A 16,030-nucleotide genomic window follows, 5' to 3' on the forward strand; every position below is an offset into this window, starting at 1 on the left:
CCACAGCCTCTTTAAAAAATCATGATAGCAAACTTATTTATCAGCAGGTGTATAAATCTGCTCAACTAAATTCCAGTTGTGATCTGGCTGGCGTGCATAGATAAATATATAATTGAAATATTCTCTGAGATCAGTACGGTAATCTACAGTGGCCACCCCATAGGTATAAGCCAGATCACCACCATTTGCTTTATCAGCCTGGGTAGTTTTATAGGTAACCCTTTGCATCAGGCTATTATAAAAGGCTACAATTTTGTCTTTACCAATAATAGGCTCATATCCCGGGAAAAGTACCCTCGAATCCGGGTTAAGGAAACCGCCATAAGCACCAATACCATGAGATTTGATCATCGCGCTCAGCGTTTTTTCTGTAGTCAGGATGATTTCCTTGCCAGAAGCAATCTGTCTCGGGCCCAGGAACTGGGGTTTAAAATAATCTTTAGGATCTACAAAACTATTCACTACAGGATGTAATGGTTTGTTGTGCGTAGTACCCATATCAAGCACAAGCTCCCATTTGCCATTGACAGCCTTCCAAACCGACAGGTACTGACCATAGGTTTGCGTTGTACCATCAACAACATATGCACCACTGGTAAATCCCCAGTCGGCACTGCGCGAAACCCTGGCGAAATCAGGCGTCCAGCTCACATTTTTATCATTGGGCTGCGTATTGTAAAAAGTTTTTGCATTTACAGGGTTTGGCCTGAATACCAGTGCATCACTGGCACTGAAGGAATGATAAGCAGATTTCACTCCGTTTTTAGCCACTGCCTCGGCAAATTCCTGTTCTGCTTTTAATAAAGATTTAGTAGTTCCGTCGGTACGTTGCGCATTTGCGCTAAAAGTTAGTGTAGCAACCAGCAGGGTGCAGATTATTTTATTGATCATTTGATGAGTAGTAGTATAAAAAAATAGTATTAGATTTTATTCCAGGTAGTGCCTTCTTTACTGTCTTTTAACTGGATGCCGATATCATGCAGCCCAATGCGGATCTTGTCAGAAGTTGCATAGTCCTTGTTCTCTTTAGCGCTTTTACGGATATCGATCACCATATTCAGAACATCATTCAGTTCTGTATTGGAAGAATCTTCGTCCTTAAGACCAAAAATATCATATACAAACTCCTGCATCAGGTGCTTTAAGTTATCCAGTTCGCGCGCTGTGATCTGTGCTTTGCCATCATATACTGTGTTGATGATCCTTGCTGCTTCGAACAGTTCTGCAATTACTACCGGACTGTTAAAATCATCATTCATTGCTTTTATACAATTGTCCCTGATCACAGCAATATTAAAATCACTGGCGCCCGGAGATGGCGTAAGTTTGTCCAGCAGGTTGAGGGAATTCATTAACCTCCTGAAACCTTTTTCCGAAGCATCAAGTGCATCATTGGAAAAATCAAGTGTACTGCGGTAATGTGCCTGCAGCATAAAAAACTTCACCGTCATCGGGCTGTACCCTTTTTTAAGCAAGGGATGCTCGCCGCTAAACAACTGCAAAGGCATAAAACCGTTACCTGCAGTTTTAGACATCCTTGATCCGTTTACGGTAAGCATATTGGTATGCATCCAGTATTTGGCGGGATGTTTATGGTAGCAGGCCTCAGACTGCGCAATCTCATTGGTATGGTGTGTTGCGGCAAGATCCATTCCACCCCCGTGAATATCAAACTCGGCACCCAGGTACTTCGCGCTCATGGCAGAGCACTCGATATGCCAGCCCGGGAAACCTACTCCCCATGGCGAAGGCCAGCGCATCAGCGTTTCTGGCTTGGCCTTAATCCACAGCGCAAAATCCAGTCGCCCGCGTTTCTCGTCCTGCCCGGTCAGCTCCCTGGTATTGGCCATCATGTCATCCAGGTTGCGGTTGGTAAGTATAGTATAGTTATAAGTCTTGTTATATTTCTCTACATCAAAATATACTGTACCATTAACCTCATAGGCATAGCCATTGTTAATGATATCAGTGATCATCTCAATCTGTTCGATGATATGACCTGTAGCTGTAGGCTCAATACTTGGCGGCAGTGTATTGAACATCCGCAATACATCATGGAACCCGAGTGTATACTTCTGAACAATCTCCATCGGCTCCAGCTGCTCCAGCTTGGCACGCTTGGCAAATTTATCATCACCCTCGTCACGGTCGCCCTCAAGATGGCCTGCATCCGTAATATTCCTTACATAACGCACCTTAAAACCCAGGTATTTCAGGTACCTGAAAATGAGGTCGAAAGAGATGAAAGTACGGCAGTTACCCAAATGCACATCACTGTAAACAGTTGGCCCGCAAACGTACATTCCTACGTGGTCTCCGTTCAGGGGTTCAAAGTTCTCTTTTTTGCGTGTTAGGGTATTATATAGCTGTAAGCCGTGTTCCATCGGTATTTATATTATTTAGTTGTCAAAGGTAAAAGATTTGCAGATATATTAATTGATCCTAATGTCACTTCTTACCGGAAAATGGTCTGATAACTTAGCCTGGATAATCCGGTGGTTGGTGATCACCAGTGGTTTGGTTGCCGAGATATAATCGATCTGGAAATTAGGAAATTTGCCGTTATACGTACGCCCAAGCCCGGTGCCCTCTTCCACAAATGAATTGTTGAGTGATTTGGTAAGCTGTGTAACTGCATAGGAAGCCGGTGTATCATTAAAATCCCCCGCAATAAGAAAAGGTGTCTGACAGGTTTTCATATGTGCTTTCATGATATCAACCTGCGCGCTGCGCTTGGAAAAAGCAGCCTTAAGCATTCTCAGGATACGTTTTGCCGGCGTGATCTTGGCTTCCATATCCTTTTTTACCTGGTCCAGGTAATCGTAATCCTGTTTATCAAATGAAATCGACTGCAGGTGTACATTGTAAATCCGCAGTTTTTTGCCCTTCACCAGGATATCCACAAAGATGCTGGCGTTGCCGCCGAGGTTGGAACTGAAAGAGATAGTTCCTTTCTCCACTATAGGATATCTGGAAAAGATGGCCAGGCCCATAGCCTCATAGTTATTCTCAGAAGTGGGAATAAAATAATAGTTAGGCGTCTTCAGCATATTCTTAAGGCTGTCAGTAATGTCAAATGGTCCTTTGCGGCGCGAATAATATTCCTGGAAACAGATGATATCAGGATCTTCGTTTTTCACTACTGCCAGCATCTGCTGTTTAACAGACTCGTTGCTATCTTCGCCATAGGGCTTAAAGCTGTGCACATTGTATGTCATCATCCGTACCAGGTCCGGACTGTTCTTTGGGCCGTTACCGGATTCACCAACAAACCCGATAGTAGCGATCAGTGCATGCCAGCCTGAGGCTATCAGCGCTACAGTGATCAGTGCAAAGATGATCCTGCGCTGCATCAGCCAGAAGATTACCATTAGCACATTGAGCAGCAGTAAGAAAGGATATGCCAGGCCAAAAAACGCTATCAAAGCATGTTCGCGGGGATCAAATTTGCCCGCAACCATCCCCAGTACCAGCGCAAATGCCAGTACTGCAGCAAGGAGCAGGTATATCTTTGTGAAAAATGTGATTCTGCGTTTCTTCATTAACTCTTGCTCGCCTTAAATAAGGTTTCCTTCTCTTCTTTGCTTAATTTATCGTATCCTGTTTTAGAAATCTTATCCAGGATCATATCCACTTCTTTCTGGTTTACCTTATTGCTGGTATGCTTTGGACTAACTTTTGGGGCGTCATTCTTAACTACCTTTAATTTGGATTTCTTTTTAAAGATATTGCTCCAGTCGTTTCCGTTTTGCAATAGCTTGATGTAGATAAAGCCCATAAATGCCCCGCCCAGATGCGCAAAACTTCCTCCCGGATTGGAATAGCCTATTCCGATCAGGTCGATCAGCAGATATACCAGCACTACATAGCGCAGTTTTACCGTACCAATAAACATCAGGCTGATAGTATAATCAGGCAGCAAGGTAGTTACCGCTACAGCAATTGCCATTACTGAAGCAGAAGAGCCGATAATAGTAGCTGCATACGCCGTTGGGATAAATGGTGGGAAAACGTTAAATGCCAATGCAAAAAACAATGCCCCCATGATACCACCGCTGAGGTATACAAAATGAAACTGCCTGGGTTTAAGAAAATCTATAAAGATATTACCCATCCAGAACAGCCACAACATATTGAACAGGATATGGAAGATATCCTCATGCAGGAACTGATACGTCAGTACCGTATAAAAACGGATAGGCAGTTTTGGCAGTGCTGCAGGAAAGGCAAAGTACTCCCTTGCATAATCCAAAAAAGTAATGTTGGTATTACCGGCCAGAAAATAGGTAACACCAAAAAGTGCAACCGCTACAAAAACAATGGTATTGATCCCGATGTAAAAAAACACAGGGTTCCCGGAGCGGAAAACTTTATATTTTAAATCTGCTATAAGATTATTCCTAGTCATAATAGTCGTAAAAAGTATTTTTGTCCTTCCAAATTTTTACTAAAATGAAGCCCAGCAGTGCCCCTCCCAGATGCGCATAATGCGCAACAGAATCTCCGGCAACACTGGCCACGCCCAAACTCAGTTCTATTAAAATATACACCGGAATGATGTATTTAGCCTTCACCGGTACGGGGATAAACATAATGTACAATTCCGCATTCGGGTATAACATCCCAAAGGCAACCAGCAGCCCGAAGATGGCTCCCGAAGCACCAACCATAGGGCCAAAATAGATACCGTATAAGGTTGAAGCCTGTTCTGGAGTAAACTGCGCCGTATTGTACATCTTTTGCTCCAGCGATTCTAAAGAGAGCACGCTATGGGCTAGAGGAGTACCCGCTATCTGGTAAATCTCAAATGCCTGTACTGCCCATTGCAGTGCCAGTGCACCCAAACCGGTAATCAGGTAAAAATTGATAAAACGTTTTGCCCCCCAGTGCGCCTCAAGCACAGCCCCAAAGGTATAAAGGGCAAACATATTGAATAAAATATGCGTAAAGTTGCCATGCATAAACATGTAACTGATGGGCTGCCAGATTTTAAAATATGGCGAATCGAAGTAAAATGCGCCTAAATAAACATCCAGGTCTACTCCCTTCGATTCAAAAACAAATTTAGCTGCAAAGAACAGCGCATTGATGATGAGCAGGTTTTTAACAACAGGAGGTATGTGAATAGTATTCATTTCTTTTATTTATCAAATTTTTTGTCCAGTTCTGTCAGTGACATGGTCTGGATAACCGGTTTACCACTGATACTAAAGTTGGGTGCCTTACAGGCAAACAACTGTTCAATGAGCATATTCATTTCTTCCTGCCCCAGTACTACGCCACTTTTGATGGAGCTGTTGCGGGCCATGCTCCTCGCAAGCGCATCCCTTTTATCCAGCCTCAGCTCCTGCTGGGAATTCTTAAACCCTTCGATCAGGTGTTCAAAAAGCTGGGTCTCATTGATCTGGTTACTGCCAAGATCAACCGGTATACCTTCAATCACCAGCGTATTCTTACCAAATTCGCGCACCTCAAAGCCAAGGCTTTTGATATCGTCAAGCAAGCTCTTCGCCAGCTCATAATCATTGGGGCTCAGCGTAACGGTCTGCGGAAACAGACTTTGCTGCGAAGCCCCTTTTCTATCCTCCAGATGCAGACTAAAACGTTCGTAAAGTATCCTTTCGTGTGCGGCCTGCTGGTCAATTAACATCAGTCCGGATTTGATCTGCGAAATAATGTATTTGTTGTGCAGCTGCATCAGCTGTTTTTGCACAGGTGCATATTTATCATCAGGTCCGTTTCCGGGCAGCTCCATCGCTACCTGCTCTACCGGCTGATGGTTGGAAATCTCATAAAGTGATCCCCAGTTTTTGGTACTTTGTTCCCTGTTCTCGTTGCTTCTGTATGCCGTAAAACCACGTTCTGACCGCTCCGGAGCTTTTTCTTCGCTGAAAGGGTTAAAATCAGGATTAAAACTGATGCTCGGCGGTACGATTTCATCCAGGGACTTGGGACTGATCATTCCGCTGAAAGCTGTTTCCTGGTCAAAATCTATAGTCGGACTGATATTAAACCGTCCCAGTGAGCGCTTCACCGCAGAGTGGATGATCGCATAGATCGACTTTTCATCCAGGTATTTGATCTCCGTTTTTGTAGGATGAACATTTACATCGATCTTGGAAGGGTCAATATCTATAAAAAGTACATACAAGGGAAAGTTATCCTCGCCCAGCAGTTCATCATAAGCTTTATTGACTGCATGGTTAAGGTAAGCATCCTTGATAAAACGGTTATTTACAAAAAAGAACTGCTCGCCACGGGTTTTCTTGGCAAACTGAGGTTTACCGATAAAGCCTTTGAGGTTGATAATCGTAGTTTCTTCTTCAACAGGGATGAGCCTTTCGTTATAATTATTCCCAAATAAATGAACAATACGCTGTTTAAGTGCCGATGATGGTAACCTGAAGATTTCAAGCCCGTCATGGTGCAGGCTAAAGGCAATTGCCGGATTGGCCAGTGATACACGCTGAAACTCGTCAATTACATGGCGCATCTCAGCAGGGTTGCTCTTCAGAAAATTCCTTCTTGCAGGAGTATTGTAAAACAGGTTTTTGATGCATATGCTTGTGCCTTCCGGCGTAGCCACCGGCTCCTGCTTAGTTACCGTAGAACCTTCAATTTCGATCAGTGTTCCCAGCTCATCTTCATGCCTGCGGGTTTTCATTTCTACCTGGGCAATTGCCGCGATAGAAGCCATGGCTTCGCCACGGAAACCCATCGTACGGATGGCAAACAAATCTTCTGCTTTGCGCACCTTCGAAGTAGCATGGCGCTCAAAACACATACGTGCATCGGTAACGCTCATTCCACATCCGTTATCTATGACCTGGATCAATGCCTTCCCTGCATCCTTAAGGATCAGTTGTATCTTATTTGCCCCCGCATCTATTGCATTCTCCATTAACTCTTTTACTGCCGAGGCAGGCCGCTGAACTACCTCTCCGGCAGCTATCTGATTGGCAACACTCTCGGGTAAAAGTTGTATTATATCTGACATTTATCTCCTTAGTAAAGGTTGCTAATTTAACGAAAATAAGCCTTATACATAAATCTTTTGATTATAAATACCATTTCGTGACGAAGCCGGCACAAGCTTTTTATATCTTTAACGTTTTGAATGAACTTACCTACTTTATGCTAAAAAACAACCTTTTGCAAAGCCTTACCATTTGCATCATTGCAATTTTCAGCCTGAGCGCCTGCGCACAGGAACACCAAAAAAATGAAGACCTGCTGAAGATGAATACTACCATCCTGCAGCGCACCGTTCTGCTCAATAACCAGCTTGCTATTGTCCCTGTCAGCGGGCTCGACAAAAAAACGATAGCATCAGTTAGCCTGGGCTTTGGCTTCCAGCCGGTATCAGACAGCCTGCTCAATAAATACAGCAAAATCACTTCCTTCAGTTCTGCAGGTTATGAGCCCGCAGCCGATCTTTTTAAACTGGAAGACGACCTGAAATATTTTAACACGGTCATCATTTCCATCTCCGACCGTGAGACCACAAATGCAAAATACATCAACTTTATCAGTTCCGTTTCCAAAAACAAAACTGTTATTGTTGCGCTGTATGGCGATCAAACTGCCCTGGTAGCTTTTGACGCTGTTAAGGCGCCAATCATCTGGTCGCAGCAAAAAAGTGCAGAAGCAGCAGCGCTGATCCCGCAGCTAATTTTCGGAGGGATAGCCGCAGAGAATAAACTGACTACCGCAGTGTCCGGAAAATATACCATCGGCTCAGGATTCAGTACTGTAGCAAACCGACTGAAATATACGCTGCCGGAGGATGCAGGGGTAAACTCGGATAACCTCCGCGAAATCGACAACATTACTGCAGAAGCTATCAATGCCCACGCAGCACCCGGAATGGTAGTATTGGTGGCCAAAGATGGTAAAGTGATCTTTAACAAAGCCTATGGCAGCCATACCTATGGCGGTGTACCGGATAAAATTACAGATATCTTTGATCTTGCATCGGTAACTAAGATTACAGCAACCACGCCGATGGTGATGCGCCTTACAGAAGAGAATAAACTGAACCTGGATACAAACATCGGAGCTTATATCGCTTTGGCAAGAACCACGGCAATGAACAACATCCCGGTAAGGGAAGTGATGCTGCACCAGGCAGGATTTATTCCTTATATCCCTTTTCAAGACAGCGTAAAACCAACTGATCATAGCAGTGACTCTTCGGCAGCTTACCCTACTAAGGTGGCCGACGGATATTTTATAAGAAAAGATTATTTCAGGGATGTAATGTGGCCGCGCATGCTCAATGCACCGATCAGAACCAGAGGGAAATACGTGTACAGTGATATCAGCATGTATGTGATGCGCGAAATCGTAGAGCACATCAGCGGGGAAAAACTCAACGCGTATACCGAAGAGAACTTCTATGCTCCCCTGGGGATGCAAACTGCAGGATTTTTACCCAGGAACAGGTTCAGCAAAGATCAGATCATCCCTACAGAACAGGATACCTATTTCAGGAAAACCCTGCTGGTGGGCTTTGTGCACGACCAGGGTGCGGCACTGGCCGGAGGAGTATCTGGACATGCCGGTCTGTTTGCAAGTTCGAACGATATGGCAATCATGTACCAGATGCTGCTGAACAAAGGAACTTATGGCGGACAGCAATACTTTAAACCTGAAACAGTAACAACCTTCACTTCCAAACAATCCAATGTGAGCAGAAGAGGCCTGGGCTTTGACCGCTGGGATCCGGATCTTGCTAAAAAATATCCGTCTGCAAGCGCATCCCCCCAAACCTTTGGGCATACCGGTTATACCGGAACAGCTGTTTGGGTAGATCCTTCGAGGGGATTGGTATATGTGTTTTTATCCAACCGGGTTAATCCGGGCGTAACTGATAAACTGGTTAAGATGGGCATCCGCTCCCGGATACAGGAAGTAATTAACAGCGCGATCGACAAAGGACTGTAATTTTTGTGGCTCAGCCACAGGCGGATAAGCCCGCAAATGAAAAAAATATTTTGTATTCAGGATCAATTCTTTTATCATTGCACCCTGTTAAGAAATTAACAGGGTTTAAAAGCCTTCTTAGCTCAGCTGGTAGAGCAACTGACTTGTAATCAGTAGGTCATTGGTTCGATCCCGATAGAAGGCTCAGTAAAAATCCGCTGGTATCAAGAGATACTCAGCGGATTTTTTGTTTTATTTCTTCAGCCCTATTTCTCTCAGTCTTTCATCAAGATATTCGCCGGCAGTCATATCGCTATACAATTTCGGGTGGTCCTCGTCAATACAGGAATCCAGACTGGTAAGGTCCATATCAGCACGCGGATGCAGAAAGAACGGAACTGAAAAACGCGAGGTTTTCATCAGTTCTCTTGGCGGGTTTACTACCCTGTGTGTTGTAGAACGCAGTTTGTTATTGGTTAAGCGCTGCAGCATATCGCCCACGTTTACCACAATATCTGAATGATGTGCTTTGATCGGCAACCACTCATCGCTTCTGGTCAGTACCTCAAGCCCGTCAGCACTTGCACCTATAAGAAGTGTGATCAGGTTGATATCCTCATGTGCTCCCGCGCGGACAGCATCATCTGGCAGGGCATCTGGATCCTGGATAGGGAAATAATGTATACCTCTTAAGATCGAATTTCCGTTATGCACATGTGCGTCGAAATAATCGATCGGCAGTTCAAGATAGGTTGCAATAGCTCTCAGGAGATGCTTTCCATTGCTTTCAAGTTTCTGGTATACCTCGTTGGTAATCTCATTGAATTCAGGGATCTCTTCCAGGAACTCATTATCAGGATACAGGAATTTAACCGGGTCTCCATCAGTAACAGTCTGTCCAATCTGCCAGAACTCCTTCAGATCGGCAGTCTTTGCCCCCTTCGCTGTTTCTTTACCCGGACTGGTATAACCACGCTGGCCCGCAAGCTCAGGTTTCTCGTATTGAGCTTTCTGATCTGCAGGCAAACTGAATACCGCCTGGATATTTTCATAAAGTTTGTCAATCAGCTCCTGACTTAAGCCATGGTTGGTGATCGTTACAAAACCTGAATCATTGAAAGCTCTTCCCAGTTCATCAGAGAACTTTTTACGTTGCTGCTCTGTTCCATCAATATAAGAACCGAGATCCAGGGTTGGAATATAGGGTGTTGACATAGGTATTAACTTAAATTTTTAAATGATCGAAATTATAAAACAATTGTTGATAAAGCCGGTATTTAAACTTCAGCAACAGTCATCCTACTAATTTACAATTATTTAAGTTATTAACATTAAAATCTGCCCGAATGTGTTTATCAGTTAACTGTAATTTTAGGTTATAATCCCGCGAATGTACATCTGCATTACTGTACAATGCGTTAATAACAATCAAATATGCGGTAAATTTGCTCAGGCAACTAAACCTTACCGGATAGTTAAAGTCCATTCTTATATATAATACACAACAAATGAAATATCTATCAATCATGATTTTAGTCCTTCTCTCTGTTCACAGCGCCGATGCACAGCAGCAGAAATTACAGAAAGCCACTTTCGGGATGGGATGTTTCTGGTGTTCAGAAGCATTGTTCGACCGCTTAGTAGGCGTTAAATCGGTAAGATCAGGCTTTGAAGGCGGCCAGATTGCCAACCCATCGTATGAAGACGTTTGCACAGGTACTACCGGCCATGCAGAGGTTATTGAAGTAACTTACGACCCTGTTAAAATATCCTATGACGAGTTACTTGAAGTATTCTGGAAAAGTCACGATCCAACAACATTAAACCGCCAGGGTGCTGATGTGGGTACTCAATACCGTTCTGTAGTGTTTTATCACACGCCTGAACAAAAAGCTGCAGCAGAAAAGTATAAAGCCGAGATCAATAAAACCAATGCTTACGGCAAACCGGCAGTAACAGAAATTACTAAGGCCCAACCATTTTACCTGGCAGAAAGTTATCATCAGGATTACTTTTCTAAAAATGCTAACCAGCCCTACTGCAGACTGGTTATCCTGCCAAAAATGGAAAAACTGGAAAAGATCTTTAAAAGCAAGCTCAAAAACTAGTATCAAGCCTTTCTATCTGATTAACAAAACATTAATCCCCTTAATAGGGGATTTTTGCTTTTAAAAGAAATTCCCTCTTTTGTGTGATTATTCAATAACCGCTAATGCTACGGCATTCCAGCGAATACTACTTTTAACACAACATCAAATGAGCACAAAAGAAAAATTTGAGGAGTTTAAAAACTCCGCTTCTGATTTAAACCCAAAAGACCTGGATAACTTTTTTGATTCCCTTGAGCCCATCACTCTGGAGGAAATCCTTGGAGAATGGAAAGGCGGACAGCTAAAGACAGGGCATCCTATTGTGGCCGCCCTTGAGGGAATAAGGTGGTATGGAAAAACCTTCATTTCGCAATTAGATGTAAAGCCACTGGTTTGCGTTGATAAAGATGGTAATTTTTTTTCTGATACAGAATCAATGAACGGCGAGGCCAGCATCTGGCCTGTTGCTTTCAGGGACAAGGTTTCTACCTCACTGGTTTATGATGGTGTGCCTACAGTGGCCCACTTCAGGAAAGTAGACCAGAACACACTGATAGGTATCAGGGATGGTAAGGACGCTCTTGATCAGACTGGAAACTACTTTTACTTTTTCCTGGAAAGAAACTGATGGGCTTGTCTTAAAAACAGCCCAAATGACGCTATGTCCCCCTTTTTGGGGGACATTTTGATTATATAAGCACCCTAATAGGGGATTTACCCGAGCCTGTAAAAGCTGTTCCTTTGACTTGATAATTAATTGAAAACAAGACATCTATCCTTGCGCTCTTTTAAACCAGTCAAAAAAAAAACAGAAATGAAAAAACTAGCAACAGCCATTTTGATATGGTTAACAATCTCCACTGCCTATGCAGCAGAAAAAATGAATTCCGCTCCTCATTTACAGGATACAGTCAATCACGACTTTAAGCGGGTAATCCTGACCGGAAATACCATTGTGTATTTTGTTCAGAGCCATACAGATCAGGTAACAATTGATGAAGGTGATCCAAGGGACATCTCTATCACGCAGATTGGAAACAAACTGAGAATCAGTTCCAGCAAAACCGTACCCGTTATTGTAACTGTTTATTTTAAGAACATTTATCGCATCGAGGCTTTTGATCAGGCAGTTGTGAGATCAGCAGGAAAGGTTAATCTTATAAACCTGCAGCTGATGTTCAATGACGAAGCTGAAGGCCGCTTTAAAGCAAACACAAGTAGCTTGTATACGGTGACAAATGGCCAGTCGAAACTGGAGCTAACCGGCAAAACGGATCGTTTGATCTCCGTAGGAAATCCAAATCTGGAGATGAAAAATTTTACGGCAAAAACCAGTGAGGAAAAAAGCCCGGTGGAAATGGTGGCCAGGTGGGAAAGCGACTATATCCGCTAAAGAAATCATTCAGGAACAAAAAAGGGTGCATGATGCACCCTTTTTCAATTTTATACCGGCCATCCAAAGGCAGGATTAAGGGAATTTCACTCCCCTGTATTTTGTAATGTCTACAATAGGAATACTCGCTGAGTATTGTGTATTGATGGATTTGATAAATGCATTGGCTACAATTGCATATCCCATTGGTGTGAGGTGTATACCGTCAAGTGAGAACAGGTTACCTGTTACAAAAGCAGAACTTACATTTACACCGTTTACTACTTTTCCGGCACCATATTCTTTTAACAGTTCGTAAGCATCCATCACAGCCAGGCCTTTAGCGGCTGCTACCGACTTAATCGTGGCATTATAGGCCGATACATAATCATTAACTACTGCAATTTCTTCAGGATCAAGCACCCATTTGCTTTCAATCGGGTTCAAAGGGCTTAAGCCATAAGGCACTCCTGCTGTCGGCACACCAATTACTCCGGCTGAACTCAGTGGAAGCACAAAGCGGTCTTGTGAGGTTGCCGCACGTGTAGAACCTGTTCCGGTTTTAATATATAAGGCCGTAACTGTCGGGGCACTGGCCCTTACTGTAGCAAGCAATACTGCTAAAGTAACAGTATTAAAATGTGGCGTGCTCAGCACGTCTGGTATAGTGGCCACTACCCCTTTGGCACCAGTGGCAGTAAGCTTGTTTATGGCAGCATTGTACAAAGCTGTAAAAGTTGCTTTAGGCGTGGGCACATCTCCTGCACCACCTGTAGTTGCATACATTAAGATGTCATTGTTACCTAACCACATACTAAAGAAAGTAAAAGGTTTGGCGGTCACAAAGTCAAGATATGCGGTAGTATTTGCCGGTGCTGCATTTGGCAATAACCTTTCAAAAAAACCATTCAGGTTGCCATATGCACCAGTAGTAATCTGCAACAATTTAATGCCCGGCACGCCATAATTGTTAATCTCGCCGGTGTATTTTGTGTAATAGGTTAAGGTACCATAGGTTGGATCTGCCACCTGTCCACGTACTGCCAGGTTGTTTTTCTCCGTTTCAATTACCGGATTTCCTGTTGAGCTAAAGCCCGTCAGCTTTAAATAACCCGAGCCATTGGCCTGATTGGCATTAAAGAAAGGGGTATAAAATTCTCCGCCGCCAACCGCCTTCATCTGTCCGGCAATCATTTCGGGATATGAATTCTGCTGCCCCTCCAGATAAAGTCCCCCATCAGCGTATCCCGAGGTGAGGGAATTTCCTACTGCAATATACCGTGTAAAGTCTGCCGTTCCCTTTGAAGGCGTTACATCTTTAAACTCTGGTTTGCAGGATGCCATTGCAACTACGGCAACGACAAGAATATTTTTGACTATAAATTTAGGCTTCATGATGTTTTCTATAAGGTTACCATTTGTAGGTTAATGCAATACCCGGGATATAGGCAAGGGTTTTAAAAGAGCCGTTCAGGTTGGTTTCAATATTGGTCTCGCTCCTGGTTTTCACATTTTCATACAGGAAGGAAAGATCTACACTAAACCTTTCCGAAGCCTTGTATCCAAGCCCCGCACTCAATAACACACGGTCGGCATCCGGTACTTCTGGCGTTACGTAACCCACGCCAACAGGAGTAAATGCATAACCTACACCTGCGCGTAAAACCAGTTTTGCAGTGGTTTGATTTTGAAAACCCAGTCGCAGTGCCGCAGCATCATGGTAATTCCGCGGTGATTTGGTATCAGCAATCCTGGCATTATTGTCGTAATCAAAGGAAAGATCTTTGTATTTGCTCCAGTGTACCCAGTTCACATCAAAAAGAATAGTCGTTTTATCAGAAGGATAGAATCCAAAACCTAACGTTGAGGTGGCCGGCAATGGGAGTGTAGCCGTAAACTTTGTAGGGAACGAGCTGAGCAGTGCATCAGGCACTTTAAAGGTAGCGTCCCCGTCTTTCACCCGGGCATTTACCGATGAACGGTGGGTAACACCAATGGAAACGCCTGAGATGGTCTCCACGTAAATACCGGCGTTCCAGCCAAAGTCGTGCGTGCTCCCTTCAAGCTTGGCTGTACCCGATTCCCCACTGCTTAAGGTCAATGGAACAGCCCTTCTCAAGTCAACATGGCCATTGGAATAAACCAGGCCCGCACCGATACCAATATGATCCGTAATCTTGTAACTCAGCGTAGGCTGCACAAATATTGCCCTCAGATCCAGCGAAGTAACAGTATATTTCCCTGTCCAGTTTTCATCCCAGTGCATTGCACCGCCAAAAGGAGTGTAAATGCCCAGTCCAAAACGTAAACGGCTGGCCGGGGATCCAAAAACCGCATAGCCCATTATTGGCGTAGCAACCTTATCCTTGTTGTGCTCGGTAATATTGGAACCCGCTTCCCTGAAAGATGTTTTTAACAAAAGCGGACTGATGCCCGCCTGTACCCCGTTCTGTTTCAGAAAGGATACAGCTCCGGGATTGAAAAACACAGCAGCCTCATCAAGGGCAACACCCGTTCCCGCACCGCCCATTGCAATTTGCTTTTGCCCCTGAAGATTTACCTGAAAGGATTGGGCATAGCCCAGAAATGGCAAGCCAAGTAAAAAAATCAATAATTTCTTTTTCATAATATTTGGTTAGTTAACGTTCATTGTTATCCTGTATGAACTTAATAAACTAGCAATCAGCTTATCACAAACTGTTATAATAATACCGGGGTACAGTAAATTATATTCTATGCACGCATAACAATATACGAGTTTAACAAATAAAAAGATCTTAGCCAAAAAAAGACTGGATATTTTTTGACCCAAAATTTTTACACCTATAACGCAATAAAACGATCTGTAATTTAAAAGTAAAAACGCGCTGCACTTCATCTTTAACGTTGCAACAACTATACATTTGTAACAAGTTCTAACAACTATTGTTTGAACGCATTACCAATCTTGAAAATTGAAATTATGAGTTTAATTGACGCACTTAACTGGCGATACGCAACAAAAAAAATGAGCGGAGCTGCAGTTCCGCAGGAAAAAGTTGATCAGATTATTGAAGCAGCGCGCCTGGCGCCTACTTCTTCCGGTCTGCAGCCTTTCAGGGTGATCGTGGTAACCAATCCCGAGCTGAAAGAGAAAATCAAACCTATAGCTTATGGTCAGGCGCAAATCACGGACGCTTCTCACCTGCTGATTTTTGCTTCATGGGACAAATACACAGAAGAAAGAATCAGGTCTGTTTTCTCTCATGCCAACCAGGAACGTGGTTTGCCTGATGAATCTCCTTCAGATTACGAAGTGCAGTTAACAGGCGGCCTGCTGTCTAAAACTGCTGAAGAAAACCATGTACACACGGCAAAACAAGCTTACATTGCATTTGGCACAGCCATCGCTGAAGCAGCACTGCTGGAAGTAGATGCTACACCCATGGAAGGTTTCAACAATGCACAGCTTGATGAACTCTTAGGCCTGCAGGAAAGAGGTTTGCGCAGTGTAACTATCCTGGCTTTGGGTTACAGGGCCCAGGAAGGCGACTGGTTAGTGAACCTGAAGAAAGTACGTACCCCTGCTGCTCAGTTCCAGATCGACTTTAACTAAGAATTTACAATCGTCATAAAAGGGGAATCAGCGCAATCTGGTTCCCCT

General features: G+C 43.7%; 14 protein-coding genes and 1 tRNA gene. 6 read left to right on the top strand and 9 right to left on the bottom strand.

Annotated elements, in window-relative coordinates; all coding sequences use genetic code 11:
• Positions 1-33: 33 nt before the first annotated feature.
• Genes ABWY16_RS16990 through mutL form a run of 6 tightly spaced genes read right to left on the bottom strand, consistent with a single transcriptional unit; the run spans position 34 to position 6,997 of the window.
• Entirely contained in the window at positions 34-891 is an 858-nt protein-coding gene (locus ABWY16_RS16990; RefSeq protein WP_353905851.1) for a DUF4440 domain-containing protein, read from the bottom strand.
• A 29-nt stretch (positions 892-920) separates the two neighbouring features.
• Positions 921-2,384, bottom strand: coding sequence for a cysteine--tRNA ligase (gene cysS, locus ABWY16_RS16995; RefSeq protein WP_353905852.1), 1,464 nt, complete (start codon positions 2,382-2,384; stop codon positions 921-923).
• 48 nt (positions 2,385-2,432) lie between these two features.
• A complete protein-coding gene (locus tag ABWY16_RS17000; RefSeq protein WP_353905853.1) occupies positions 2,433-3,542 on the bottom strand; it encodes an endonuclease/exonuclease/phosphatase family protein in 1,110 nt (369 codons plus the stop codon).
• Complete coding sequence (locus ABWY16_RS17005; RefSeq protein ID WP_353905854.1) at positions 3,542-4,408, bottom strand: rhomboid family intramembrane serine protease; 867 nt, start codon at positions 4,406-4,408, stop codon at positions 3,542-3,544. The genes ABWY16_RS17000 and ABWY16_RS17005 overlap by 1 nt, the downstream gene beginning before the upstream one ends.
• Positions 4,401-5,135 carry a rhomboid family intramembrane serine protease gene (locus ABWY16_RS17010; RefSeq protein WP_353905855.1) on the bottom strand — a complete coding sequence of 245 codons (735 nt, stop codon included), beginning with the start codon at positions 5,133-5,135 and terminating at the stop codon, positions 4,401-4,403. Before ABWY16_RS17010 ends, ABWY16_RS17005 begins: the two co-directional genes overlap by 8 nt.
• A gap of 5 nt (positions 5,136-5,140) precedes the next feature.
• Complete coding sequence (gene mutL / locus ABWY16_RS17015; protein ID WP_353905856.1) at positions 5,141-6,997, bottom strand: DNA mismatch repair endonuclease MutL; 1,857 nt, start codon at positions 6,995-6,997, stop codon at positions 5,141-5,143.
• Positions 6,998-7,134: 137 nt separating this feature from the next.
• On the opposite strand from mutL, the gene ABWY16_RS17020 reads away from it, so the two are divergent.
• Both ABWY16_RS17020 and ABWY16_RS17025 read left to right on the top strand, forming a co-directional pair.
• A complete protein-coding gene (locus tag ABWY16_RS17020) occupies positions 7,135-8,946 on the top strand; it encodes a serine hydrolase (protein WP_353905857.1) in 1,812 nt (603 codons plus the stop codon).
• A gap of 111 nt (positions 8,947-9,057) precedes the next feature.
• A tRNA-Thr gene (locus ABWY16_RS17025) sits at positions 9,058-9,130 on the top strand.
• Positions 9,131-9,177: 47 nt separating this feature from the next.
• On the opposite strand, the gene ABWY16_RS17030 is transcribed toward ABWY16_RS17025, so the two are convergent.
• Positions 9,178-10,140 carry an isopenicillin N synthase family dioxygenase gene (locus tag ABWY16_RS17030; RefSeq protein ID WP_353905858.1) on the bottom strand — a complete coding sequence of 321 codons (963 nt, stop codon included), beginning with the start codon at positions 10,138-10,140 and terminating at the stop codon, positions 9,178-9,180.
• A gap of 293 nt (positions 10,141-10,433) precedes the next feature.
• Here ABWY16_RS17030 and msrA point away from each other — a divergent pair, with 293 nt between their 5' ends.
• From msrA to ABWY16_RS17045, 3 genes are all read left to right on the top strand, one after another.
• Positions 10,434-11,033 carry a peptide-methionine (S)-S-oxide reductase MsrA gene (gene msrA, locus ABWY16_RS17035; protein WP_353905859.1) on the top strand — a complete coding sequence of 200 codons (600 nt, stop codon included), beginning with the start codon at positions 10,434-10,436 and terminating at the stop codon, positions 11,031-11,033.
• A 148-nt stretch (positions 11,034-11,181) separates the two neighbouring features.
• Positions 11,182-11,643 (top strand): DUF4334 domain-containing protein, encoded by a 462-nt coding sequence (locus tag ABWY16_RS17040; RefSeq protein WP_353905860.1) that lies wholly within the window; start codon positions 11,182-11,184, stop codon positions 11,641-11,643.
• Positions 11,644-11,829: 186 nt separating this feature from the next.
• The gene (locus tag ABWY16_RS17045; RefSeq protein WP_353905861.1) at positions 11,830-12,408 is read left to right on the top strand and encodes a GIN domain-containing protein; all 579 of its coding nucleotides are present in this window, start codon (positions 11,830-11,832) and stop codon (positions 12,406-12,408) included.
• A gap of 75 nt (positions 12,409-12,483) precedes the next feature.
• Here ABWY16_RS17045 and ABWY16_RS17050 read toward each other — a convergent pair whose 3' ends face one another.
• Together ABWY16_RS17050 and ABWY16_RS17055 are read right to left on the bottom strand one after the other, a co-directional pair.
• The gene (locus ABWY16_RS17050; protein ID WP_353905862.1) at positions 12,484-13,782 is read right to left on the bottom strand and encodes an SGNH/GDSL hydrolase family protein; all 1,299 of its coding nucleotides are present in this window, start codon (positions 13,780-13,782) and stop codon (positions 12,484-12,486) included.
• A gap of 16 nt (positions 13,783-13,798) precedes the next feature.
• Entirely contained in the window at positions 13,799-15,013 is a 1,215-nt protein-coding gene (locus ABWY16_RS17055) for an OmpP1/FadL family transporter (protein WP_353905863.1), read from the bottom strand.
• Positions 15,014-15,349: 336 nt separating this feature from the next.
• Here ABWY16_RS17055 and ABWY16_RS17060 point away from each other — a divergent pair, with 336 nt between their 5' ends.
• Entirely contained in the window at positions 15,350-15,982 is a 633-nt protein-coding gene (locus ABWY16_RS17060; RefSeq protein ID WP_353905864.1) for an NAD(P)H-dependent oxidoreductase, read from the top strand.
• Positions 15,983-16,030: the final 48 nt, after the last annotated feature.

Origin of the sequence: Pedobacter sp. (assembly GCF_040513095.1) — a bacterium.
Lineage (GTDB): Bacteria > Bacteroidota > Bacteroidia > Sphingobacteriales > Sphingobacteriaceae > Pedobacter.